General features: G+C 59.2%; 16 protein-coding genes and 4 pseudogenes. 4 read left to right on the top strand and 16 right to left on the bottom strand.

Translation table 11 applies throughout. The annotated features are described in order from the left end of the window. Positions 1-2: 2 nt before the first annotated feature. The 4 genes from TU75_RS20365 to TU75_RS20350 all read right to left on the bottom strand — a co-directional run bounded on the left by TU75_RS20365 (position 3) and on the right by TU75_RS20350 (position 5,005). On the bottom strand, positions 3-1,304 hold the full coding sequence (locus tag TU75_RS20365; RefSeq protein WP_060549911.1) for an HlyD family type I secretion periplasmic adaptor subunit: 1,302 nt from the start codon (positions 1,302-1,304) through the stop codon (positions 3-5). Beyond that, positions 1,301-3,052 (bottom strand): type I secretion system permease/ATPase, encoded by a 1,752-nt coding sequence (locus tag TU75_RS20360; RefSeq protein ID WP_060549910.1) that lies wholly within the window; start codon positions 3,050-3,052, stop codon positions 1,301-1,303. Before TU75_RS20360 ends, TU75_RS20365 begins: the two co-directional genes overlap by 4 nt. A gap of 101 nt (positions 3,053-3,153) precedes the next feature. Continuing rightward, positions 3,154-3,522, bottom strand: coding sequence for a protease inhibitor Inh/omp19 family protein (locus TU75_RS20355; RefSeq protein WP_060549909.1), 369 nt, complete (start codon positions 3,520-3,522; stop codon positions 3,154-3,156). 49 nt (positions 3,523-3,571) lie between these two features. Then, positions 3,572-5,005, bottom strand: a complete 1,434-nt coding sequence (locus TU75_RS20350) for a serralysin family metalloprotease (RefSeq protein ID WP_060549908.1) — start codon at positions 5,003-5,005, stop codon at positions 3,572-3,574. A 597-nt stretch (positions 5,006-5,602) separates the two neighbouring features. Here TU75_RS20350 and TU75_RS20345 point away from each other — a divergent pair. Then, positions 5,603-5,875, top strand: coding sequence for a DUF1652 domain-containing protein (locus TU75_RS20345; protein ID WP_003230123.1), 273 nt, complete (start codon positions 5,603-5,605; stop codon positions 5,873-5,875). 45 nt (positions 5,876-5,920) lie between these two features. Here the strand turns inward: TU75_RS20345 and TU75_RS20340 are convergent, their stop codons facing one another. Then, the gene (locus TU75_RS20340) at positions 5,921-8,368 is read right to left on the bottom strand and encodes a UvrD-helicase domain-containing protein (protein WP_060549907.1); all 2,448 of its coding nucleotides are present in this window, start codon (positions 8,366-8,368) and stop codon (positions 5,921-5,923) included. A gap of 219 nt (positions 8,369-8,587) precedes the next feature. Here TU75_RS20340 and TU75_RS20335 point away from each other — a divergent pair, with 219 nt between their 5' ends. After that, a complete protein-coding gene (locus TU75_RS20335; protein WP_060549906.1) occupies positions 8,588-9,283 on the top strand; it encodes a pirin family protein in 696 nt (231 codons plus the stop codon). 187 nt (positions 9,284-9,470) lie between these two features. Here the strand turns inward: TU75_RS20335 and pgm are convergent, their stop codons facing one another. The 4 genes from pgm to TU75_RS20315 all read right to left on the bottom strand — a co-directional run bounded on the left by pgm (position 9,471) and on the right by TU75_RS20315 (position 15,794). Further along, the gene (gene pgm / locus TU75_RS20330; RefSeq protein ID WP_060549905.1) at positions 9,471-11,114 is read right to left on the bottom strand and encodes a phosphoglucomutase (alpha-D-glucose-1,6-bisphosphate-dependent); all 1,644 of its coding nucleotides are present in this window, start codon (positions 11,112-11,114) and stop codon (positions 9,471-9,473) included. 103 nt (positions 11,115-11,217) lie between these two features. Then, complete coding sequence (locus TU75_RS20325; RefSeq protein ID WP_003230115.1) at positions 11,218-12,624, bottom strand: aminotransferase-like domain-containing protein; 1,407 nt, start codon at positions 12,622-12,624, stop codon at positions 11,218-11,220. Then, on the bottom strand, positions 12,621-14,054 hold the full coding sequence (locus TU75_RS20320; RefSeq protein WP_060549904.1) for a hypothetical protein: 1,434 nt from the start codon (positions 14,052-14,054) through the stop codon (positions 12,621-12,623). The genes TU75_RS20325 and TU75_RS20320 overlap by 4 nt, the downstream gene beginning before the upstream one ends. Before the next feature lie 726 nt (positions 14,055-14,780). Next, a complete protein-coding gene (locus tag TU75_RS20315; protein ID WP_003230112.1) occupies positions 14,781-15,794 on the bottom strand; it encodes a zinc-dependent alcohol dehydrogenase family protein in 1,014 nt (337 codons plus the stop codon). A 247-nt stretch (positions 15,795-16,041) separates the two neighbouring features. On the opposite strand from TU75_RS20315, the gene TU75_RS20310 reads away from it, so the two are divergent. Together TU75_RS20310 and TU75_RS27445 are read left to right on the top strand one after the other, a co-directional pair. Continuing rightward, positions 16,042-16,956, top strand: a complete 915-nt coding sequence (locus TU75_RS20310) for a LysR family transcriptional regulator (RefSeq protein WP_003230110.1) — start codon at positions 16,042-16,044, stop codon at positions 16,954-16,956. 286 nt (positions 16,957-17,242) lie between these two features. Then, positions 17,243-17,401, top strand: a complete 159-nt coding sequence (locus tag TU75_RS27445; protein ID WP_156422789.1) for a hypothetical protein — start codon at positions 17,243-17,245, stop codon at positions 17,399-17,401. A 3-nt stretch (positions 17,402-17,404) separates the two neighbouring features. Here the strand turns inward: TU75_RS27445 and TU75_RS20305 are convergent, their stop codons facing one another. From TU75_RS20305 to TU75_RS20275, 7 genes and pseudogenes are all read right to left on the bottom strand, one after another. Then, on the bottom strand, positions 17,405-18,358 hold the full coding sequence (locus tag TU75_RS20305; protein ID WP_060549903.1) for a hypothetical protein: 954 nt from the start codon (positions 18,356-18,358) through the stop codon (positions 17,405-17,407). 261 nt (positions 18,359-18,619) lie between these two features. Further along, positions 18,620-19,197: pseudogene (locus tag TU75_RS20300) on the bottom strand (plasmid pRiA4b ORF-3 family protein). 3 nt (positions 19,198-19,200) lie between these two features. Further along, positions 19,201-20,706 (bottom strand): annotated as a pseudogene (tnpC, locus tag TU75_RS20295) (IS66 family transposase). A 37-nt stretch (positions 20,707-20,743) separates the two neighbouring features. Further along, positions 20,744-21,088, bottom strand: coding sequence for an IS66 family insertion sequence element accessory protein TnpB (tnpB, locus tag TU75_RS20290; RefSeq protein WP_060549902.1), 345 nt, complete (start codon positions 21,086-21,088; stop codon positions 20,744-20,746). Continuing rightward, positions 21,085-21,381: pseudogene (locus TU75_RS28655) on the bottom strand (transposase); the annotation flags it as partial. The gene tnpB and the pseudogene TU75_RS28655, both read right to left, overlap by 4 nt. A 329-nt stretch (positions 21,382-21,710) precedes the next feature. Then, a pseudogene (locus tag TU75_RS26875) lies at positions 21,711-22,013 on the bottom strand (IS66 family transposase zinc-finger binding domain-containing protein); the annotation flags it as partial. A 105-nt stretch (positions 22,014-22,118) separates the two neighbouring features. After that, positions 22,119-23,039 carry a 5'-nucleotidase gene (locus TU75_RS20275; RefSeq protein WP_141719141.1) on the bottom strand — a complete coding sequence of 307 codons (921 nt, stop codon included), beginning with the start codon at positions 23,037-23,039 and terminating at the stop codon, positions 22,119-22,121. Positions 23,040-23,200: the final 161 nt, after the last annotated feature.

The raw sequence follows: 23,200 nt of genomic DNA, 5'->3' as shown, positions 1-23,200 counted from the left end.
GCTCATTCCTCGGTCAACGCGGAGCCGGCGCGGTCCAGCAGCGGCTTGAACAGATAATTGAGCAACGAACGCTCGCCGGTGCGCACGAACATCTCGGCGGGCATGCCGGGCTTGATCACCAGGCCGTGGAGTGTTTCCAGCGCAGCCTCGCTGACGGTGGTGCGCAGCACGTAATACGGCGCGCCGGTCTTTTCATCGAGCATCTGGTCGGCGGAAATCAGGCTCACCTCCCCCGGCACGCGCGGGGTGCGGCTCTGGTTGAAGGCGGTGAACAGAATATCCACCGGCAGGTGGGTGCCGACCTTGTCCACCAGGTGCACCGGCAAGTGCCCTTCCACTTCCAGACGCGTGCCCTGGGGCACGATTTCCAGCAGGGTTTCGCCGGCCCGCACCACGGCGCCTTCGGTGTGCACGCCGAGGTTGACCGCGATGCCATCGGCCGGCGCGTTGATCTCGCTGTGTTGCAGGTCAAAACCGGCGGAGGTCAATTGCTGTTCCAGGGTGAGGCTGCGCAATTGCGCGTCGGCCAGCTGGCTGCGCACCTCCTTCTGGTACTCCTCGCTGTGCTGCTGCAGTTTGAGCCTGGATTCAAGGATGCCCTGCTCCACCCGGCCGCTTTCGCCGCTGTTCTGCGCCAGGTCCTGTTGCACCTGGGAGAGCTGGCGCTGGTAGTCCATTAGCCGGTTGCGCGGGATGTAGCCGTTGTCGGCCAACGGTTGCAGGTTGGCCAGTTGGTCGCGCAGCGATTGGGCCTGGGCGGTCAGGTCGGTGCGAGCGCGGCGCATACCGTTCAACTGCGCGCTGGCGCCCTCGATGTTGGCGCGGATGCCAGCCTGTTCACGGGCGAAGGCTTCGCGGCGGCTGCTGAACAGTTGACGCTGGCCTTCCAGTACCAGGGCCAGCGCCGGGTCGGGGTTGGCGCTCAGCTCAGCGGGAAAGGTGATCGCCGCTCGGTTGTCGCGCTCGCTCTGCCAGCGCGCCACGCTGGCCCAGGCCATGCGGTACTGGGCCTGCAGTGACTGTACGTCGGCCTGGTTGCGGGTCTGGTCGAGCCGAAACAGCGGCTGGCCCCGTTTGACCGTCTCGCCTTCGCGCACCAGAATCCGGCTGACCACGCCGGGGCTGACGCTTTGCACCGCCTTGCGCTTGCCGGACACCACCACCGTGCCCTGCACCGGGATGCCCTGATCGAGGGGTGCCAGGCTCGCCCAGAGGAAGAACCCTCCCGCGCCGACTACCGTCAGCAGCCACCCCATGCGGGTGAAAAAGCGGGCGTCGCGTTGTTCGAACGTAATACTGCTCATGCACCTGGATTCCTTCCGGCTTGGTACTGGCGACTGAAACTGACGCCCGGTTTTTCCTTCGGTGCGTCCTGCTGGCCGGACAACGCGCGCAACACGTCCTGGCTAGGCCCGAACGCCTGCAGGCGTCCTTCGTTGAGCACCAGCAGCTTGTCCGCCTGGGCCAAAACAGAAGAACGGTGCGTCACCAGAATCACGCTGCTGCCCTGGGCCTTCATTTGCACGATGGCGCTGGCCAGCGCGGCTTCACCGACGGTGTCGAGGTTGGAGTTGGGTTCATCCAGCACGATCAGGCGCGGCCCGCCGTACAGCGCGCGGGCCAGGGCGACCCGCTGTTTCTGGCCGCCGGACAGGCCGCCGCCGTTATCCCCCAGCACCGTGTCGTAGCCCTGAGGCAGGCGCAGGATCAGCTCATGCACGCCGGCCTGTTGCGCCGCCTTCACCACCAACGCCGGGTCGGCCTCGCGAAAACGCGCGATATTGTCGGCAATGCTGCCGCTGAACAGCTCGATGTCCTGGGGCAGGTAGCCGATGTGCGGGCCAAGGTCGTCACGGTCCCAGCGGTGAATATCCGCGCCGTCCAGGCGCACCGTGCCGGCCAGGGTCGGCCACACCCCCACCAGCACCCGCGCCAGGGTGGACTTGCCGGAACCCGAGGCGCCCAGCACGCCCAACACGTCACCGGCGCCAAGGGCGAAACTGACGTGGTGCAGCGTTGCCAGACGCAGCCCCGGCGGGCCGGCGCTGACGTCTTCGAAGCTCACCTGACCGTTGGGCGCCGGCAAGGCCATCTGCTCGCCCTCCGGCGGGAAGGCGCGCAACAGCTCATCAAGACGCTGATAGGCCAACTTGGCCGAACTCCACTGCTTCCACACCGCGATCAACTGGTCGATGGGGCTGAGTACGCGGCCCATCAGGATGGAACCGGCGATCATCATGCCGGCGGTCATATCGCCCTTGATCACCAACAACGCGCCCAGCCCCAGCACCAGCGATTGCAGGCACAGGCGCAGGGATTTGCTCAGGGAGGTGATCACCGAACCGGTGTCGCTGGCCTGGTTTTGCAGGCCGAGAAATTGCGAATGCACGGCAAACCAACGGGTGCGCAACGCACCGAGCATGCCCATGGCCTGAATGGTTTCGGCATTGTGCAAATGGCTGGTGGCCAGTTGGGTCGACTGCTGGGAGAAGCCACTGGCCTCGCCCAGCGGCTTTTTGGTCAGGTATTCGTTGAGGCAGGCCAGGCCAATCAGCAACACCGCACCGGCCGTAGCCAGCACCCCCAGCCACACGTTGAACAGGAAAATCACGAACAGGTAGATGGGAAACCATGGCGCATCGAAAAACGCGAACAACGCAGGCCCGGTGATGAACTGGCGGATATGGGTCAGATCACCCAGGGATTGCCCGGCATGGCCCTGCCCGCTGTGCAGGTTGCGTTCAAAGGCGGCCTTGTAGACGCGCAAGTTGAAACGCCGCTCCAGATGACTGCCGATGCGGATCACGATAAAACTGCGAATGACTTCGAGCAGACCAATAAACGCGAAGAAGCCGACCACCATCAGCGTCAACATCACCAGCGTGGTTTCATTCTGGGAGGACAGCACGCGGTCATAGACTTGCAGCATGTAAATCGACGGCACCAGCATCAACAGGTTAATCAAGGCGGTGAAACAACCGATACTGATCAAGATGCTCTTGTATTCACCCAGCGCCTTGAACAAGGGTGCAACGGTATGGGGCTTGGCCATATCTTCTTATCTTCCTTGAAGCAAACTACGCGCACTAGTTGGCGCAACCCTTCATCAGGGCCGGTCAACTAATCAATCAAGTTATAGACTTATAACGGTAACTAAGGTTTGCGCTGCAATACCACAACGCCGCCGGATCGAGTGCGGCCCTCGTACTCACCTTCGCGCTGACGATTCAAGTGGGTAATACCTCTACCTTCGGCATTCATAAGCCAGATTCCGTCCGGGGTGGGTGTCCAGCTCAAGGGCTTGTCGCCCAGCCAACGAGCCACACACGCCACATCGCCACCCAGTGCGTTGGCCTGCTCCAGTAATTCCAGGCTGCATACCTGATCCTGCTGCTTCAATTCCCAGTGCCCCGCCAACTGCGCGGGGGTGGGTAAAACCAGACTGCTCGCCATTGCGTGGGCTCCTGCCGACACGAACATCACCTGTACAACACCGGTGATCAATTTGGAAAACCACTGCATCTTCACGCTCCCGCCCGCAAGCGCGGCGCCGAAGCGCCGCGCCCGTGCATCACGCCACGATGTCGCTGACAGCGGCCTGGCCAACGGTGGTGACGAGGAAATCCGCCACACCCTTGCCGGCGAAGTCGACGGCCAACGTGCCCAGGTTGGTGCCTGAGGCGTAGGTCAGCACCGCATCGCCAGCATGCCCGGAGAACGCATTGACGAAGCTCAGGCCCGCGCCTTTGGTAATGCCGGACAGGTCGATCTTGTCCACACCGCTGGTGAAGTCGAAGATCTTGTCCGCAGCCCCTGGCCGGGAATCGGAACTGGCGCCGAACACGAAGGTGTCATTGCCCGCGCCGCCCCACAACTGATCGGCACCGCCACCGCCGTAGATGAGGTCGTTGCCGGCCCCGCCCTTGATGAGGTTGGCGGCATTGTTGCCGATGATCAGGTCGTTACCCGCCCCACCGAACGCGTTCTCGAGGGTCACGCCCTTGGCAATGGACACGTTGCCCACCAGGCCGCCAACGTCAGAGAACGAGGTCTCATTGAGGTTGATCTTCTGGTTCTGGGTGAACCCGGAGAAGTCCAGGGTATCGTTGCCGCCACCGTCCCAAACCGAGAACACCAGTTTGTCGGCGTTGGAGGTTGCGCTGAGGAAATCACGCCCGGTGTTGGAGTTGAAGCCGTAGGTGGTGTCGGTCGCGCGGGTGGCGAAGTTGGCACCGTAGAGCTTCTGGATCGCCGCGATATCGTCGATCAGCGGGCCGGAGGCATAGGCTTCAACCCCGCCTTTGCTGAAGTTCTGATTGGTGTTGCTCTCGCTCCAGTAGCTCATCAGGCTGTAGCCACGCGTGTCCTGTCCGTAGGTCGCGTCTTTGTAGGACGGGTTGCCGTTTCCGGCGTTGTAGTCGCCAGGATGCGCCAGGCCCAGGGTGTGGCCGATCTCATGGGTCAGGGTCTGCCGTCCGTAATTGTTCAGGTCCGGCGTCTTGTTCTGCGTGTAGCTGCTGTTGGTCAAGTACCACGAGGTGCCGTCGTAGCCTGCGCCGGTGCCGGGCAGGTAGGCGAAGGCCGCTGCGCCATCCTGGCCGCCACTGTAGTTACCGAAGGTCATGTGGCCGTCACCGCCGCTGGCCTTCTCGGTGAAGGTGACCTTGGCCACGTCCGCCCAGGATTGCATGGCGAGCGCTGCCTGTGCTTTCTGCTGGGCGCTGAACTGGCTGAAACCCGAGATCCCGTGTTTATTCAGGGTGCTCGTGGTGGCCGAGGTCAGGAAGGTGTAGGTGAGATCGATCTTGCCGTTGCCATCGGCGTCGCGGTATGCCGCGCCGTCCCGCAGCAGCTGGGTCGCTGCCTGGTCCACGGTGTAGGACGGTTTGCCGTTGACCGTGAGGTTGCCGCCACGGTCATACAAATGGCTGAAGCTATCGATTTGCGAGTAGGCGGTGCTGGCCTGAGCGGCAGAGACAATAGCTTTGTCTTTTACTTTTGACATAAACGTACTTCCTTGTTTGCAAGTGCATCAGTCTTGGGTCGATAGGAACCTCGCGGGCGAGATCGTCCTATCACTCGCCTCTTTTGAAGGCGTAAGAAAACTGACACAACTTGAAATCTTTCGTCTACATCTATTTCTGCAATCAGAATGTGCAGAAGATTCATCCTGCCCAAATAACGGGCAATGTTTATGGGGGGACGTGGTTTTTTGTCCTACAAAATACACCGCGCTGTTATTTAAATATTAAATAGCTGGCACGGGCATCAACTTACAGTGCACAGGAAAATAATGGATCCAATTATTGTCACGGTGTCATTGGCAACATTAAAGAGCCACTACTTATTATTTATCGTGACGATTGCCCCCTATTACCGGGACAAATAACTTAACCCGTTACCTGAGTCGGTTTTACGTGCTGGACCTGCCTGGAGACCTGACCCGGCGTGCGTTGCATGACCCAGGTCAATGCGAAGGTGAAGAACCGCCCAACGGCGCGAAAAATCTCACCTGGCCACCGCAAACGGATGCTATTTTTAAGCTTCTGCGCCATGACCACAGAGAGTTATGGCTCCTGCCGCGAGCTAAAGGAAGTGCTCAATGAACAAGGTGGGCAACATGAACAAAGTAACGTTCCCGAATGCCTGTCAACTGATGCGCTGGCATTTTCATCCAACCGGCTTCGAGGGCAGCATGGACGCGCCCGGCAGCATGGTCGCCCGCCTGTTCGACCGCGCAAGCGGCGAGACGCTGATTGCGATTGCCGGCATTCCCTGCGCCTCGGTGATGAACGCTGCCGATGTAGAGCGCATCATCGAAGCGATCGAGGATGAGCTGGCGTCGTTTGTGCCGCCACAGTCTTTACGGGCGTGAACAGGTGGGAGGGGCTTGCCCCCTCCCACATTGACCAGCTTACTTTCAAATCCGCTGATCATCGAAAAACGCCTTTTTGCCGTCTACCCGCTCGGATGCCCTCGGCACATTCACCGCCGCGCCTTCGGGCTTTTCCACGTACCAGTAGCAATGACTGACAGCCCGGGTGATGCCGACATACGCCAGGCGCAGCACTTCATCTTTTTGCGCCGTGTCATAGGGCTCGTTGTCGCCTGCCTTGCCCAGGCCTGCCATGCGGTACACCTGGTTCTTGTAAGGCGAACTGGTGACGTGCTGACAATCGCCCAACAGAAAGACTGCATCCGCTTGCAGCCCCTTGGCGCTGTGATACGTCAGCTGTTTCAACCTGCGCGCGGGTGCCGGCAAGCTCGAATCAGCATTAACTACCGCCTGAATATGATCCTGAATCAATAGCTTATCGCTGCTTTTTCGATACAGCATTAATACCGAGTCACCCTGCTGATAGTGCGCCTGTAGCTGCTGGCCCAATGCAGCATCGTCGCGGGCCACGACGTGTACGGGCACCAGCGCCTTGGGCGCGCCACTGGCTTTGGCTTTCTTGCCGGGAATAGCCGGCGCGGCGCGCACGATATGCTCGGCGGCATCGATGATGTGCTGATGGCTGCGGTAGTTCTCGCCCAGCATCACCCGAGTGGTGCCGGGCGACGGGAACTCGGTGTTGAATTCCATGAAGTACTTGGGCGAACTGCCGCGCCAGCCGTAGATAGACTGCCAGTCATCACCCACGCACAGCAACGAAGAACGCTGCGCGCCGCGCCCCACATGCATGGCCGGGCCGCGGCTGCGGATTTCGCGCAGGCTGGCGCGGATCCACGAGACGATCTGCGGCGACACGTCCTGGAATTCATCGATCATCAGGTGCGATAGCGGCCGCAACAGCGCGTCGCTGAGCAACTTGAGGTTTTCCGGCATGTTCTCGCCAAACAGCGAGAACATGCGGTTATAGGTCATGATTGGCGGCGATTGTTCGAGCAGGTGTTCTTCCAGGTCTTTCCAGAAAATGCTTAGTGCCTCAAAGAACAAGCGGTCGGGGTCATCCCTGGCGAAGGTCATCTGGCCAACGGCGGTGGGCACGTCCAGGCCGAGGTTCTCGATAAAGCCCGCCGCGGTGACGAAACAGTCCAGCAATGGCGCCGAGGCCAGCTCGCCCTTGACCTTGTAATCGAAGCCGGGTCCAGCTGTAGCCTCACCGGCCAGGCTGCTCAAAAGTCGTCTTGATGATTCGTAGCTATCCAGCCAAATCAATGGCTTGCGGCAGAAAGCTTGAAACAGGGTGCGCTTTACCGCCCACTCCGCACGCACCGACAACTTGGCGTTGGGCCGGCTGATCTGCGGGTTTTCCCGCGAATCGAAGCCCAGCACAACCCAGGCGTCCAGCTCAGGCGCATAGCCGTGACAATGGAACGTGGCGCCGTTGATTTCAAACGTCTGACGGCTGGGCTCGATGCCCTTGATCGGCCAGGCACCCGCGCGAAACCACAGGTCCTCGATCAAATCGCACAGTTCTTCATCACGCTTGGCCGCCAACTCCGTCACCGCAATGCGTTTCTGCACGTCCGGGTGGTCGCGCTCCAGTTCCTTGAGCTGCAGGCCATGACGGGCCAGCGGCGCGATCAATTCGCGAAACCGCGCGTGGCGACCGTGCAGCCGGTGGTAGCAGGCGTTCATCTGCTGGCGCTGGGCGTCGTTGATGCGCAGGTCGAAGGGGTTGCTGTCAGCGTCCTCGAAGCCGGCACTGAGGTTTTCGAACGCCTGCAGGCGCTCAAACCCCGGCAGGCTGCGCACCATCGGCAGAATGCGCGAGTGAAAGGTGCGCACCACGGCCTGCGCTTCTTTCACGCCAAGGGGTTGGCCCCACAGGCCAAGAATGTCCATCAGCTTGTTGACGAAGTCCTTGCGCGACTCACGGGTAAAGGTCACCACGGTCATCGAGCTGAGTTCAAAGCCCAGGTAATGGGTGAGCAGCAGGATGCGCAACACCAGCGAGGTGGATTTACCGGCTCCGGCACCGGCAATCACCGAGGTGGACGGCGTATCGCTGAAGATCATCTTCCACTGCGCGGTGCTGGGCTGGGCATGGGCGGGCAGCAGGCGCGCCACATCGGCCTTGATGCGCTTTTTGATCTCGGCGGTGAGCGGCAGGCGCCAATCGTCGAACAGGCTGTCGTCCACTCCGGGCGCGCGGTGCTCGTCCGGGCGGAAATCACGAATCAGCAGCACTTGGCGCCCTTGCTCGATACCCTCGGCCATGCCCTCGCGGTAACCGTACTCCACGCCCGCCTCATGCCCGCTGCGAAACCCGTCGGCCTGGCCATGCAGCCAGGAGAACCGGTGCTGCGCACGCAGCCGCGTGAGGCCATGGCCAAACAGGCGTGCAGCGAGGCGTTTGAACAAGGGCATTTCTGCCAGCGGAAGCAGATCAGGGGGCAAATCGGGCTTTTGCTGCGGCACGCGAACTCCGGCGAGGATGTTGATTCTGGCGAATGGGCCATGGTCGCCGGAATCGCTGTTCAGTGCCAGCCAATTGCTTTGCCGTCATGCAGTTAGGCGACGAAGTGAAAGTCAAAACCCGGTTAATCCATCTAATCGGTTGATAGGAATCAGGCATTTTTTACGCTTTTTACCGATCAACCGCTCAAGGATGATAGAGCCCATTCAGAGGAGACGATCATGCTTGAACTTCGACCTTTCACTTCCCTGGGCGGCGCTCATCACGGCTGGCTCGACGCCCATCATCACTTTTCGTTTGCCGAATACCACGATCCAAAGCGCATGCACTGGGGCAACCTGCGCGTGTGGAACGACGACATCATCGCGCCGGGCACCGGCTTCCCGCAGCATTCGCACCGGGACATGGAAATCATCACCTATGTGCGCGAGGGTGCCATCAGCCATGCCGACAACCTGGGCAACAAGGGCCGCACCGAAGCCGGTGACGTGCAGGTGATGAGCGCAGGCACCGGGATTGCCCATAGCGAATACAACCTGGAAGCCGCACCGACGAAGATTTTCCAGATCTGGATCATTCCCAATGAAGCCGGGCTGCCGCCGTCATGGGGCGCCAAGCCGTTTCCGCAGGATGGTCGCGAGGGCTTCGTGACCCTGGCCAGTGGCAAGCGCGGCGACAGCGAAAGCCTGCGCATTCGCGCCGATGCGCGACTGGCGGCGGCCAACCTGAAAGCCGGGGAAAGTGCCGAATACCGCCTGGACGGTGGACGCCGAGCCTACCTGGTGCCGGCCACGGGGGTTATTGAGGTCAATGGCCTGCGCGCGCAGGCTCGCGACGGCGTGGCGGTGGAGGATGAGCGGGTGCTGCGGGTGACCGCGATTGAAGACAGCGAGATCGTGCTGGTCGACCTGGCCTGATTTACAAATATCGGACAGCCGCATACCCGGTGGCGAGCAGGCTTGTCCTGCGTTGGGCTGCGCAGCAGCCCCAAGACCATGCTCTGCGCAGTGTCAGGTATACCGCGTTTCCCTTGATTGGGGGCGCTTCGCACCCCAACGCGGGGCAAGCCCGCTCGCCACAATAAGCCCGCTCTACACAGGGCGGTTATTGAGAAATAGCGCCGTCAACCAGCACTTGCGCTTCTTCCACCAGTTGCTTGAGGTGATCTTCGCCGATAAAACTCTCGGCGTAGATCTTGTAGATATCCTCGGTACCCGATGGCCGTGCGGCGAACCAGCCGTTTTCGGTCATCACTTTCAAGCCACCGATGGCCTGGTTGTTGCCCGGCGCATGGCTGAGGATCTGCTGGATGCTCTCCCCGGCCAGTTGCGTGGACGTGACCTGCTCCGGCGACAGCTTGCCCAGCAGGGCTTTCTGCGCCGGGGTGGCCTTGGCGTCGACGCGAATGGCAAACGGCTCGCCCAGCGCATCGGTGAGGCCACGGTAGATCTGGCTCGGATCCTGACCTTTGCGCGAGGTCATCTCGGCCGCCAGCAAGGCCGGGATCAGACCGTCCTTGTCGGTGCTCCACACCGTGCCGTCCTTGCGCAGGAACGATGCACCGGCGCTTTCTTCGCCGCCAAAGCCCAGCGAGCCGTCGAACAAGCCATCGGCAAACCACTTGAAGCCCACCGGCACTTCATACAGGCGACGGCCGATGTTTGCCGCCACGCGGTCAATCAAGCCGCTGCTGACCACCGTCTTGCCCACGGCCGCATCGGCGCGCCAGTCGGGACGGTTCTGGAACAAGTAGTCAATCGACACCGCCAGGTAGTTGTTCGGCGCCAGCAATCCGCCGGACGGGGTAACGATACCGTGGCGGTCGTGGTCCGGGTCGCAGGCGAAGGCCACGTCGAAGCGTTCCTTGAGCCCGATCAGGCCTTGCATGGCATAGCTGGAGGACGGGTCCATGCGGATCTGGCCGTCCCAGTCGACGCTCATGAAGCGGAAGGTCGAATCGACTTCGGTGTTCACCACCTCAAGATTCAGGCGGTAATGCTCGGCAATCGCCGACCAGTAACGCACCCCTGCTCCACCCAGCGGGTCGACGCCCAGGCGCAGATCGGCGCTGCGGATGGCATCCATGTCGATCACATTGATCAGGTCCGCCACGTAGGTGTTGAGGTAGTCATGGCGATGGGTGGTGTCCGCCTTGAGCGCCTGGGCGTGGGTCATGCGCTTGACCCCGGCCAACTGGTTGGCCAGCAGCTCGTTGGCTTTGGCTTCGATCCATTTGGTGACGTGGGTATCGGCCGGCCCGCCATTGGGCGGGTTGTATTTGTAACCGCCGCTTTGCGGCGGGTTATGGGACGGCGTGATGACGATCCCGTCCGCCAAGCCGCTGGTGCGGCCGCGGTTGTAGCAGATGATGGCGTGGGAAATCGCTGGCGTCGGGGTGTATTCGTCACCCTCGGCGAGCATGACGTGCACGCCATTGGCGGCAAGCACTTCCAGCGCGCTGGCGCCGGCCGGGGTCGACAGTGCGTGGGTATCCAGGCCGACAAACAGCGGGCCATTGATGCCCTGGGCTTCACGGTACAGGCAGATCGCCTGGCTGATGGCGAGCACATGCCATTCGTTGAAGCTCAGCTCGAAGGAATTGCCACGGTGCCCGGACGTACCAAACGCCACGCGCTGGGTGGAGATCGCTGCATCAGGCTGGCCGGTGTAATAGGCCGTGACCAGTCGCGGGATATCCACCAGCAACTGAGCCGGCGCCGGTTTGCCCGCAAAAGGACTGATTGTCATGCATGAACCTCGAAAAGAAGAAGTCGGAAAAAAGCAGTTTACTGGCACTTGGACTACCGCGCGACGGTATCGATCCTACTTGATGGGGAGAAATTTCATACAGCTAGACGCTCTGCCCCTGGCGCAGTGCCTCGCCCAGCGCAGCCAGGGCGTTGTCCAGATTGGGCAGACCGTGGAAGGTATGGCTCAGACGCAGGTGTTGATGATGCAAACCGCTGACACTGAACAGCTCGCCGGGCGCAATAACGACGGCGCGCGCCAGCAGATACTGGAACACCTGGCGCATATCCACCGCTTTGGCCGACTCCAGCCAGAATGTCGCGCCGCCGACCGGCATCCGGTACGTCACCAGACCTCCCAGATGCTGATCGAGCAGTTCACCCATGGCGCTGGCCTGCTCGCGCAATAACGTGCGCAGGCTACGCAGGTGCAGGTCGATGCGACCGCTTTGGTACAACCGCGCAATCGCCCGCTGGCGAATCGCCGATAACCGAAACGAGCGCAGCAGGAACTGGCGCTGCAGGTCGCTGCTCATGTGCCGCGACAGCACATAACCGTAAGGCGCTTCCGGCCCGAGGATTTTCTCGAACGAGGAAAACACGATCAGCCGCTCGGGGTTGACCAGGTCACGCAGCGGGCCCTGAGTCGGCACAAAGCTCAATTCGCCATACAGGTCGTTTTCCAACAGCCAGCAACCGTAATGGTCCAGCAACTGGGCCAGCTCCAGGCGGTCCTGAGGTTGCACGGCCACCCCTGCCGGCAGACTCACCGACGATGACATCAACAGCAGTTGCACGGATTCCTCGCGCAGGGCGCGTTCGAGCGCCCCCAGATCAAGGCGACCCGCGTGCACCCAGGGCAGTTCGATCACTCGCACGCCGGCATCCTGCAGCAGACGCAGGATCAACCAGTCACAGGGCGACTCGACCAACACCGTGGCACCGCGCAACCCCAGCACCTCGATGAGGATGTCGAGCACGCCACGCAGGTCAGCACCCACATACACATCGTCCGCGTGCCAGCAGCGCGTGGGTGATGAGGTGTAGCGCGCCGCCAGCGCCGCGCGCAGCTCCCATACGCCGCACGACTGGGAACTGTGCTGCGACTGACGCGGATACTGGCGCACCAGCTCGCGCTCCAGGCGCAGCAAGGTATCGTCCAGATTGGCCAGTAGCGCCGGTTCATCACCGCTGAGCACCGCCATGGCCGGGCGTCGCGCCGCCACGTACAGACGTTCGAGCAAGTCCCCACTGGCACATGTCGCAGCGCTGTCGGCAAGGGGCCAGGCGTAATACCCCGACTTGGCCACCGAGTACACCCGGCCCTCTTTCTCCAGCAGCGAATAGGCATACTGGATGGTGGAGATCGAGACATTCAGGCGCTGGGACAGCTCGCGCAGCGACGGCAGCTTCACTCGCGTATCGGTACTCACCTCGTTGATCAGATTGATCATGTAGCGATACACCGCCTGGTAGGCGAAGTCCGCTTGTCGCGCGCCACGCAACGTCATCGAGCGGACAGCTGCCGAGCCATGTCATGAGAGGTCAGGTCGCGCTCAAGGGTGTGCTTGCGCGCACTGCTGGCCGGCAGCAGGGTCATTGGCCGCTGACGATACAGATGCTGAAGCAAGGGCAGCGGCAAACCGCTGGCAACCGTCACCCACTGTTGCAGCATCTCGGCGGCCGGCTTGCCCTGCAGCACCTTGTGCAGTTCGGGCAATGCCACGAGCATGCCGGGATGGCACTGGCGCAGGTAGCTTTCCAGCCGTTCACCATGATGGATGAAGGGCGAAAACATCAGGCAGATCATCTGACTTTCATCCAGCCCGAAAAACTGCCGGGCACAGGCGGTGGCCGCGGCGCGCCCTTCACTGCTGCCGGCCTGGGCCAGCAGTTCCAGCGGAATCTGCACATGATCGAGCTGCTCCTGCGCCAGCAACAGAAACTCTTCAACACCTTCCCCATACGGTAATTCGCGCAGGCATTCAGCTTTCAGGCCGCGCAGATGGGCCATCAACAAGGGATTGGCAAACGCCGGGTGGCTGAAATGAAACCCCAAGGGGTCTGGGGTATACGCCATGAACTCGGTCAGCAACGGTGCGCTGGCCGGGTCTATGCCTTCGAGCAGGTCGGCGAAACCGATATACGCCAGGGGACGGTAACCGCCGGCGCTGATGTCGGCCCTGGCCTGATAATGCTCGCCATACAGGTCGCGATAGAAATCCTCGCTCCATTGGTCCATGCGCGCGAACAGGCGGTCCAGAGACAGGGCCCTGTCGGTGCGGCCCTTGTCCGAACCCGCCTGAGCGGCTTTTTTCAGCCAGGCCAGCAGTTGGCTCTGCTTGCGCGCAGAATCGCCACTGACCAGCACGTGCACGCCGCCGTCCCACGCGGTGACACGCTGATAGAAATCCCCCAGGGCCAGATAGGTGTCGTTGCACAAGGTTGCGCAGATATCGCCGCAGCTCAGGTGACCGACCATCAACCGGTTGCGTTGTGCCGCTTCACAGCCCTGGGTCGATACCGGGCGCTGATGATTGAATGGCAGTACCTCATGGTTTTCCACCATCAGCAATTCAACGCGGTCATCGTCATGGAAAAACAGGCGGCTGTAACCATTGTGGATGGTATCGAGTGTGCGCTGGGTCATGCCGGCATGGCGCAGCGTCGCCACCCGCAGTTGGAACGTCATCGGTGATCGCCCGGCGATACTCAATTGCGCAGCACGCAGCATCGCCAACGTGTAGCTGCTGACCTCACCGCCGCCGTGGGCGACCAGCACCTTGTAGTCGCCGATATGCTCCATGCCGCCTGCCGCCACGACAATACGCTGGATCAACAACTGCAGCGCCGTACGTTCCGCACGACTGAAGTACCCGATCAATCGTTGCTGAACTTGCTGGTAAACATACGTCATAGCCTGTTCGTGAATAGCGCTCATAGCTCTACTACCTGAGTTGAAATATAAGTTTCAAACAACTATCAAACCGAGTTGCTTGATCTATTGAATTGCCAGGAAAGTCGTTTGCGGTGTGGTGCCGACGGTGACCCAACACTAGCACCTTGTAAAAAATCGACATTGACTGCGCGAAACGTACGCCCAAGCCTCCATGGCCTCGAACGCCCGCATGCCCGCGGCTCACGCCGGTGCTGATGACTCTCCTAGGAATATTCAGACAATCTCCTACATTCCTTTAACCCCGAATTAAAAGATCCATCCGACAAATTAAATTTGCCAGACACTGCTCCATGAATGTCAGTTGATTGAGCGTCAGCAGGGAAGCGTGCAAGACCTGAGTCCGCCGCAAATGCCGCACTATTAAAAACCGCAGTAAGTACCCGCCGGCGTATCAGTGCATCAATCATTACTCGGTCCTTGAGTTGAAGTAAGAACACAATTATCAAGGCTGGAATAATGATTAACAGATACAGAAGCCGGCCGAAAACCAGTTCAGTTCAGGATCAGACGTCAAGTGGATCACCCACACACGACAACGCCGCGCTGAAATTCAGGGCGGCGTCCGGGGCAAAGGTATCGTTTACGGGACTGAGGGACGGTTGCGCGCATTGGAAAGCGCGCGGGTTAAGCCCTGTCAAATGGCGCTTTTGTCCCATACGCCGAGGGCTCGGAACAGTCGTTTACGAATGTTCCTACACACGAAACAGCTTAAACTTGCAGCGCCACCCGCTCACGGCACGGGCATTCATCCATATAACGGTGCGCTTCAACGAACTGGTCAAAGGCAAACACCGTGGTTTTCAGCGGTACCAGCACACGGTCGGCGGTCAACTGGTTGATATCACGCAATGCACGCTGCATGGCAACCTGGTCCTGGATAATGCCCAACTCCGGTTTGCCGGTGAAATTGCCAATGCAGTGCACAAAGAATTGAATGTTCTTCTGGAACGCCGCACAAGCCGGAAACGGCGTCTGATTACCGCCCTGCAGACCATAGAGCACCAGGCTGCCGCGCGGTGCCAGCACATCGCCAAGCAACGACATCTGTGGGCCGCCGAGGCCATCGAATACCACGTCGACGCCGCGATTGTCGGTGAACTTGTTGATTTGCATCAGCAGGTCCTGCTCCTCGGTGACAATGACCTTTTCCGCCCCGAGGGACATCAGGTAATCACGCTCGGCGCTGTCTTTGGTCGCCGCAATCACCCGCACCCCCAAGGCCTTGCCCAGTTGCACGAAGGACGGGCCGGCGCAATGGCTGGCGTCGGTGACCAGCGCAAACTGGCCGGGTTTGACCCGCGCCAGATCCATGTAGGCGAAGTAGGCGATCAGCAGCGGCGTGTAGTGCACACTGGCTTCAATCGGGCTCAGCACATCCGGGTAACGGGTCAGTGCCGAGCGGGGCAGGATGATCTGCTCGCCATACACCGGGTAATCATTAGGGCTCTCGGCCGGAAAGCTGGCCACTTTGTCGCCCACCGCCAAGTCATCCACGCCATCGCCAAGGGCGACCACCACGCCGGCCATTTCATGGCCCAGACCGGACGGCAGGCGTGCATGGGAAGACGCCAGGTTCTGGCGCCACAGAATGTCATACCAACTGACGCCAATGGCCTCGACACGCACCTGCACTTCGCCCGGTGCGGGCTGCGCGGCTGCATGCTCTTCGCATTTGAGCACCTCGGCCGGACCAAACTTGTGAAAACGGATCGTGCGGGACATCGCAAACCTCGTCAAAGTAACCTCTAATGCCATGAACTTTATCTGGGCTTTGGGGGTAAGGCCACCGGTCGCCATTAATAGTCGACATGCCTGTCATTGATTCCGCGACTAAGCTACAGACCTCAGCTTTCGTAGGAAAACTCAATAATCTTGTGCAGAGTATCAGTCTTTCCCCGTAAGATTCATGCCGGTCATTGTTTACACAGGGCCGCTCTCGTCAAGTTTGCAGACTCTTCCAGGACACAAGATGAACCGTAACGACCTGCGTCGTGTCGACCTTAACCTCTTGATCGTATTCGAAACCTTGATGCATGAGCGCAGCGTGACCCGCGCTGCCGAGAAACTGTTCCTCGGCCAGCCCGCCATCAGCGCCGCGCTCTCGCGCCTGCGCGGCCTGTTCGACGACCCGCTGTTCGTGCGCACCGGCCGCAGCATGGAGCCCTCGGCCCGCGCGGTCGAGATCTTCGCCCTGCTCTCCCCGGCCCTGGACTCGATCTCCACCGCCGTCAGCCGCGCCGCCGAATTCGACCCGGCCACCAGCACTGCCGTGTTCCGTATCGGCCTGTCCGACGACGTCGAATTCGCCCTGCTCCCCCAACTGCTCAAACGCCTGCGCGCCGAAGCCCCCGGCATCGTGCTGGTGGTGCGCCGCGTCAATTACATCCTGATGCCAGGCCTGCTGGCCTCCGGCGAAATTTCCATCGGTGTCAGCTACACCGCCGACCTGCCCGCCAACGCCAAGCGCAAGGTTTTGCGGCGCAGCCTGCCCAAATTGCTGCGCGCCGACAGCGTGCCTGGCTCCCTGAGCCTGGACGACTTCTGCAGCCGCCCCCACGCCCTGGTGTCGTTTGCCGGCGACCTGAGCGGGTTTATCGATGAAGAACTGGAAAAGCTCGATCGCAAGCGCCATGTGGTGCTCGCCGTGCCGCAGTTCAACGGCCTGGGCACGTTGCTGGCGGGCACCGACATACTCGCCACCGTGCCCGACTACGCGGCCGAGGCACTGACCTCAGCCGGCGGCCTGCGCGCCGAGGACCCACCGCTGCCGGTGCGCAGTTTCGAACTGCACATGGCATGGCGCGGATCGCAGGACAATGATCCGGGAGAGCGGTGGTTGAGGTCGCGGATTCAGATGTTTTTTGGCGATCCTGAGAGTCTATAGGCGTTGTCGGGCAGGCTGTTTAGCTGATCATTTCTGCCTTTCCACAAACCATGGAGTTCCATTCACTTCCAGTGGATTGCTACATTGGGGGCACATCTGAGGGCATGCTTTGGATGGTTTGAAAAGGATGCCCCCAGCCCTATACCCAAGAATCCGCTCATGAAATCACTCCAGCCCAAGCCAAAGAGTGGCCTCCGTCCACGCTCCAACCGTCTCAAGATCTTCCAAGGTTTCCAGCAGAATCTTTTCCAAACTCAATGCACAGCATCCTAACAGGCCAAAAGTCGTGGATATTTCAACCCCACTCGGCATTTGCAATTACCAGAGCCATATTTTGAATATCAGCTTGTCTACCCCGCAGCCGATCGACGCCGTCGCGACGTGTTACGCCGGCCCGTCGATAGTGCCGGCAGACAAGATCCGCACCGGCTTTAATGCCGTCTAACAGTCAGCCGGGCCGTCCGTGCCTGGGCAACGTAGTTAAATAGTCATCCATGCGTTGGATAAGTGGATCGGTCAGCTGTTTCATCGAAGGGATGGGAGTGATGACAGGGTGACTTTGCGGATGCTCAAAGTCTTCAATCTGTTTTTTCACTTCGATTTCAATACTCTTATCAGCCAATTCCTTGGCTATGGCAACAAAACCGTTATCTAACGGATGGGCACGTTCACCCGCTTGCACGCCGGGATAGTTAACGGCAGGCTGAAAATCACTGAGGACAGCTATCAATCTGACCGAGGAGTAAATCCACGGCCGAGCTTCAGAAATGAGCGCTCCATATAAATTAATCAGAATGACTCCGCTCAACAGTGCGCCTACCGAATGCCCCTGTGCATCGATAAAGCTGAGCCTGGCTGGCGCAACTTTGCTCCATGCTTTGCGCAGGTACGGCAGCAGATTGAAAATATTCAACAGGTTTGCGATAACAGACAGAGGGATTAAAAGTAATGCTCCTAGCCCGACGCCGATTAAAAGTAGGAACCCCAGCAGGGTAAACACGAAGGCTCCCAAGAGCAGCCATGCAGGAATATAAAAGACAAGTACTAGAAATCCAACCGTAATGTCAAATGATTGCGGTGGCAGCCCCAAGGCTTCAGCCACAACCCATCTTGAAATGGCTGTCGATATCAGCAACACCAACAAGTGCAGCAGGATAATAGGGGTTTTACCAAACGGCTTGTCCCATACAGAGATAAACCAGCGATAGGTGCGTAAACATACAAACATGAAGCCAACAACAAACCCTAGAGAAGCAATCAAGATAGCACTATTTAATATTGCAACACCCATTAGCACTGACAAGAACATCCCAAGCACTGTAACAGCGACAGAAAAACTATAAAAACGCCCCGACCAACTCATGGCTTTTAACTTAACCTTCAACTTCCCGAACTCAAACATCATTCCTCCCGACTATTAATTAACTTTACATCAACCCATTGACGCTTCGCATATGCTCAACCGCTTTACGCACTACTATCCATCTTTATCACAAGTAGGACAGGTACCAAGCGTTCCCGGAGGAGGCTCCAAGCGCTGGAGTGGAGAACAACATAATCGTCGAGGCACTGCTCTCCTCTATCAGGCAGTGTGATACACCAGTACTGAAGCCACCCTTTAGCCCCTTGGTACGTAAGCGTCCGAGCTACACCGCCTTGCAACTCAAACCTTAATCCGTTTAAACCACTGATTCACGCGCTCGCACTCAAATGCCGCTGGATCAAAAACATCTCCATGCCATTCAACCATCGCGTCATGCTCTGGATGATCGGGGTTGGCCATCGCCTCTAGAAAGTCCTCGTAACCAGGCCCGCCACCCACGTCTTCCGGTGGGCAAGCATTGGCCCCCTCGATGCAGTACGGCACCTGAGGACAGGCAATAGCGGGTAGCATTTTTTCGACCTTGATACTGTGATGCCAGCTGTCACCAAAGTCGTAGAGATAATTGAATGTGCGCTTTCCGTTCAGCGCCTTGATCAGCGTTTACGTGCTTCAGGGTTCACCGTCGGCCCCCAGCCATCAGGATCGGGAATACCGTAATTCTCACCGGCAATTTCAAACTCATGCAGATGGCTATCACTCCAGCCCATCACGACCTGGATGACATGGTGCAGTTTGCCCAAGGTGATGTTTTCAGGCACCGCGAACCGACGCCAGATCGTCGGAGTGATCCACTTCAGCTCAATGTGCAGCAGCAACAGGTCGGCGGCGGGTTTGGGTAAACGGACAGTTTTAACCATGGATCAGGCGGCCTCGCAGTGTTCAGTGTGGTTCAAAGAAATGTTCCAGGGCAGCAACTCGCTCACCCGATTGATCGGGTGCTCGGCAATGTGCTCAAGCACGTAGGTCAGATAGGCCTGTGGGTTTAACCCGTTTAGCTTGGCAGTACCCACCAGGCTGTAAATCGCAGCCGCTCGTTCTCCGCCGGCATCGGAACCGGCAAACAGGTAATTTTTGCGACCCAATGCGACGGCGCGCAGCGCCCGTTCGGCGGCATTGTTGTCGATTTCGATTCGGTCGTCATCGCAGTAGCGCATTAAGGCCTGCCACCGGTTGAGGGCATAGAGGATTGCACCGCCCAATGCCGACTTTTTCGACAGTTGAGTCAGCGTCTGATTAAGCCATGCGTGCAGGTGTTCCAGCAGCGGACTGGCCCGGCTTTGCCGAACCGCTTTTCGTTGGTCGGGCGGTTGCCCTCGAATCTCGCTTTCGATGGCATACAAAGCCGCAATCCGTTGCAGTGCCTCGGCGGCAAGGGGTGAAGCCAGGTCTTTGTAGACGTCGTAAAACTTGCGGCGGGCATGAGCCCAACACGCGGCTTCCTCAATAGTGCCCGTGGCATACAGCTGAGCAAAACCGGCGTAGCCGTCAGCCTGCAAGATCCCGCTGAAACTCTTGAGATGAGCACGCGGATGTTGCCCCTTGCGATCCGGCGAGTAGGCAAACCAGACCGCCGCCGGTGTCGAGTCACCCGCAGGTCGGTCGTCGCGCACGTATGTCCACAGGCGAGCCGTTTTGGTCTTGCCGTTGCCCGGCGCGAGCACGCCAATCGGCGTGTCGTCGGCATGGACTTTGTGACCACTCATGACGTGGTGCTCAAGGGCGTTGATCAGTGGTCGCAGCAACTGGCTGCTCTGGCCGACCCAGTCGGCCAGGGTTGAGCGCTCCAGCTCCACGCCCTCACGGGCGTAGATCTCGGACTGCCGGTACAGCGGCAGATGATCGACAAACTTGGAGACCAGCACATGGGCCAACAACCCCGGGCCTGCAAGGCCTCGGGCTATTGGTCGACTTGGCGCAGGCACCTGGGCGATGTGCTCGCAGCAGCGGCAGACCCACTTGGGGCGAACATGGCGGATCACTCTGAAACGTGCCGGAACGTACTCCAGCACTTCGGACGCATCCTCACCCAAATAGCGAAGCTTCCCACCGCAGCCCGTGCATTGCGACTCGGGCTGATGCACGTGAGTTTCTCAAGGCAGGTGTTCGGGCAATGGTTTGCGGCGCGAAACTGCGCGAGGTGCCGGTTCGACTGGCGGTGTCATTTCGGCTTGGCTGACTTGCAGCTCTTCAAGGCTCAACTGAAGTTGATCGATCATCGCGTCCAGTTGCTCGCAGCTGCGACCGAACTGCGTACGACGCAGCTTGGCGATCATCATTTTCAAGCGCTCAATCTCTGCCCGCTGGGCAGAGACCAGAGTCTTCAAGGCTTGAAGATCGTTCGGCAGGGAGTCGGTCACGAGAGTCATGACCGCATGTTACTGGGGCTTTTTTCAGCGCGGCAAGTCAGACCGCGAGGACGGGTGCTGTACGAATTGGCCTGCGCCAATCAATGCCTTCCAACAGCATCGATAACTGCGCAGCCGTCAGCGACACGCTGCCGCTGGTTGCTTGCGGCCAGACGAAGCGGCCTTGTTCCAACCGTTTGCAAAATAGACACAAGCCGTCGCCATCCCACCACAACAATTTGATCCGGTCACCGCGTCGTCCGCGAAAGGCGAAGATCTGACCGGAGAAGGGATCGGCTTCCAGTTGAGTCTGCACCAAGGCCGCCAATCCATCGAAGCCACGGCGCATGTCCGTGACGCCAGCGGCTATCCAGATACGGGTTCGAGCGGGTGGGGCAATCATCGCAATAACTGTTGCAAGACGAGTTGCAGCGTCTGCGGATCTGGCGTGCCCGTGAGGCGCAGCTTGGCTTTTCCTACCTCAACTGCGATCTCGGAATAACACTCTGCCTGTGGCTGGACGACTTGCGGCAGATCCATTGGCGCCTCGATCACCTGGACGGGCAAAAGAGTTGCACTCTGGCTGACCGGGCCGAACAGCCCTTCTTGGTACTGCTGCCGCCAGCGAAAAACTAGGTTGGCATTGACGTCATGTTCGCGAGCGATCAACGACACGGAGGCCCCGGGCTGAAAGGAGGCCTCGACGACTTGGCGTTTAAAGCCCAGCGGAAAGTTGGGGCGGCGACCGGCTCGACGGGCTGGGGCAACTGTATCCAAGATAGTGTCCACTAAAAAATGGTGTCCACTATATTGGCTAATTTAGAGGGCTATCAGGAGAGGGTACTGGCCGGACGGTTACCTTGGTACTATGTCAGAAACCGTATTTGCGATTGCTCGCGCTGGGCGGTCATCCAGGTATGAAACGCATCCATCAGCGGCGCTGCTTTTTCCTGACGTATTCGTCGTCGGACGTCCGGTTCTAAATCACAGACTTCGCGTTCAACTTCACATGAGGCCGCGATGTAGTGATCGGCGTATTTCGCGACTATCCCCTGGGCCAACAAGCCTGCCGTTGGGATACCTTTGTCGATGACCTGGGCTGGCACCGGGGCCTGGGTCAGTGTTTCGCACTCATCGCAAACCCACTTACCCCGAACGTGCCTTTCAACGCTGAACACGCCAGGCGTGTAGTCGAGTTTCTCGCTTACATCCTCGCCGATGCGCTTGAGGGCGCAGCCGCATTGGCATTGAGTGTTTTCAGGTTCGTGATGAATCAGCGTGCGCGGAAATTCGGCAGGCAAGGCGATACGTTTGGGTTGCTGACGGACTGACGATTGCAAGGGCTTCGGTGCCAGGTATAGGCCGTGTTATCGGTTTTTCGCAGCACAGGACCAATACGAATTCCTGTGGTACTACGCGCTCAAGCCACCGTTTTACACCACCTGCTGGACCTGATCCGCTTCAGGCTCTATCGCATCCACAGTAGAGACATGGTTGGTGATGCCGAAAGGAATGTGCACGGATGGAGCAACTGCGCTAGTCGATTTAAGGTGCCCTGATTGGTCATCGAAGAAGATGTGTGGTTTCAATACACCTAAAATTTTTCCTTTCTCGATACCACCTAAGAAGAATGCGTCATTGGCCATGACCCCCCAACTCTTGAGTGTATTCATCGCACGCTCATGAGACGGAGCATTGCGGGCTGTGACGATCGAGACGCGTATGCGGTTTTCGTATTTAGGATTGAGCTTTTTGTGCTTCTCCTCGACCGACTGGATTTTGGATATCCGCACCATGAATTCCTTCAGCGGCCCGGGGTTATGGGGCTGCATGACGTTCTTCACTTCGTGCGCATGGAACTCAGACAATCCAGAGGCCTGCATGATTGTTTCGGACTCATCGCCGGCGAGTACGCCGTCAAAGTCGAATGCGATGCGTAGGGTTTTATCAGTCTCGTCGTCTTCAAATTTTGAATCGAGCACCTGGCCAGCCGGGTACCCGGCCCTGATAGCCGCTTCCACGTCTTTTTTGTCACCCGACAAAAATAAAGCGATATTCAGTGCTGGTATGTATTCATAAGGAGATTTTCCCTGCATGAAAATCGCCCTTGTCATCCCAAGCTCGTAGTGCTCGATAGTCTTCAGTACACGCAGCCCAGTGTCGGGATCATTGCGCGAAAGAAGTATTACCTCGACGAGCGGATCCGTAGGATCGACGCTAAGGTCATTCACTGACAGTAAGCGCTTGATGAAGGGGAACGCTATCCCCTTAGGAAGCGGGACGTGAAGATTTTTTTGCTGAAACTTGCGGTATTCCTCCTCCCCCTGACTCTGAAACACTGCGTCCGATGCCAATGAACGAGCCCCATGAAAGACAGGACACCGTTTCCCCCTTACGATAAGGGATAGGCAAACGGTTATGTTTATGACTAATAGCAACGACAAGAGTGGGGAGCTTTTGGGCCAGGAGCGGCGGCGCCGCTGGAGCCCGGAGCAAAAACTGGCCATGGTTCGCG

The sequence above is a fragment of the Pseudomonas poae genome, from assembly GCF_001439785.1.
GTDB lineage: Bacteria > Pseudomonadota > Gammaproteobacteria > Pseudomonadales > Pseudomonadaceae > Aquipseudomonas > Aquipseudomonas poae.
This window is presented reverse-complemented; position numbering and strand designations above follow the sequence as displayed.

Bases quoted from the DNA above. Each gene is read 5' to 3' on its own strand.
- TU75_RS20365 (WP_060549911.1), bottom strand. From the start codon at position 1,304: ATGAGCAGTATTACGTTCGAACAACGCGACGCCCGCTTTTTCACCCGC.
- TU75_RS20355 (WP_060549909.1), bottom strand. From the start codon at position 3,522: ATGCAGTGGTTTTCCAAATTGATCACCGGTGTTGTACAGGTGATGTTC.
- TU75_RS20325 (WP_003230115.1), bottom strand. From the start codon at position 12,624: ATGACGTTGCGTGGCGCGCGACAAGCGGACTTCGCCTACCAGGCGGTG.
- TU75_RS20335 (WP_060549906.1), top strand. From the start codon at position 8,588: ATGCTTGAACTTCGACCTTTCACTTCCCTGGGCGGCGCTCATCACGGC.
- TU75_RS20320 (WP_060549904.1), bottom strand. From the start codon at position 14,054: ATGAGCGCTATTCACGAACAGGCTATGACGTATGTTTACCAGCAAGTT.
- pgm (WP_060549905.1), bottom strand. From the start codon at position 11,114: ATGACAATCAGTCCTTTTGCGGGCAAACCGGCGCCGGCTCAGTTGCTG.
- TU75_RS20345 (WP_003230123.1), top strand. From the start codon at position 5,603: ATGAACAAGGTGGGCAACATGAACAAAGTAACGTTCCCGAATGCCTGT.
- TU75_RS20315 (WP_003230112.1), bottom strand. From the start codon at position 15,794: ATGTCCCGCACGATCCGTTTTCACAAGTTTGGTCCGGCCGAGGTGCTC.
- TU75_RS20310 (WP_003230110.1), top strand. From the start codon at position 16,042: ATGAACCGTAACGACCTGCGTCGTGTCGACCTTAACCTCTTGATCGTA.
- TU75_RS20350 (WP_060549908.1), bottom strand. From the start codon at position 5,005: ATGTCAAAAGTAAAAGACAAAGCTATTGTCTCTGCCGCTCAGGCCAGC.
- TU75_RS20305 (WP_060549903.1), bottom strand. From the start codon at position 18,358: ATGTTTGAGTTCGGGAAGTTGAAGGTTAAGTTAAAAGCCATGAGTTGG.
- TU75_RS20360 (WP_060549910.1), bottom strand. From the start codon at position 3,052: ATGGCCAAGCCCCATACCGTTGCACCCTTGTTCAAGGCGCTGGGTGAA.
- tnpB (WP_060549902.1), bottom strand. From the start codon at position 21,088: ATGATTGCCCCACCCGCTCGAACCCGTATCTGGATAGCCGCTGGCGTC.